This window comes from Mesorhizobium sp. P5_C1, assembly GCF_054049815.1.
This window is the reverse complement of record NZ_JBFULQ010001129.1, coordinates 1-962: the sequence shown is the minus strand read 5'-3', so window position 1 is coordinate 962 and position 962 is coordinate 1. Positions and strand designations below refer to the sequence as shown.

Annotated in this window: 1 pseudogene; it reads left to right on the top strand. The window is 54.2% G+C overall.

Annotated elements, in window-relative coordinates:
• Positions 1–452: 452 nt before the first annotated feature.
• Positions 453–962, top strand: a pseudogene (locus ACXJ7R_RS34365) (hypothetical protein); the annotation flags it as partial.

The window sequence follows — 962 nt, the reverse complement described above, 5'->3', positions numbered from 1 at the left end:
CCTCTACCGCGTAGCCGCTTTAGGCTGCGTGGTGGTGTTCCCGGATACCGTTGAACGCTGTTGCCTCCCGGCCGAAATTCATCATTCCAGTGCCGGTTTTGTCGAATGACTGGGATGTGGCGCAAAGCAGAATGGCAATTTGGGGGCCGTTTCCAGACCGTCCGGTTTTGGTAGTAAGTTGCGAGAAGCTGCCGTTCTGCAGCCGACCCCTTAGCGGACATGGGGAGCTACTTCGAACAAGGATGTAAGCTGCCCTTCCCCATTCCAATCCAATGGCAGTCCTTCGGGCCTACCATTGCAGTTTGGTGTACCTTTGCTTCTATAGGCTCTAAGCGATTCCAAGGGGGGGATTTTCGCCTTTCCAGCTGCAGAAGGAACATCGTCAAAGCACGGCTCCCATAGTGCCGCACGACCAGCGCGATGCGCGACTGAAACACACGAACGGGGCAGGAATGTTGGACTTGTTCACTCCGCGATTCCGGGAAGAAAAACTCCACAATTACTTTCGTCGCATCTCGGCCGACCCTGACTACGCAAAGGTCCAGCCTATCATTCAAAGCTGGGCGACAGGCCTGCTGGATCGAAGGGGAGAGAGCCAGAAATTCATCAATGAATTTCAAACGACATTCAATTCCTCGATGTGGGAACTCTATCTGAACAGAGCGCTGATCGATTTGGGCTGCAGTGTCGACTTTTCAAAGTCAGCGCCCGATTTCTTCGTCCGGGGACCCGGAAGCTACGAGTTCAACATAGAGGCTGTCGTCTCTGACCAGCCTCCGACCGCGAAGCAGCAGAAGACCTTCAACGAGCAAGATTTCAAAACCCGGGGTGCGCTGAAACTTGCTGGGAAGATCAGGGACAAGCTGGATCTTTACCGCGGAAGCAATGGAAAGAAGCACCCGTATTCCTCGATGAGCCACGTGTGCAGTCGGCCATTTGTCATTGCAATCGCCCCCTTCGAT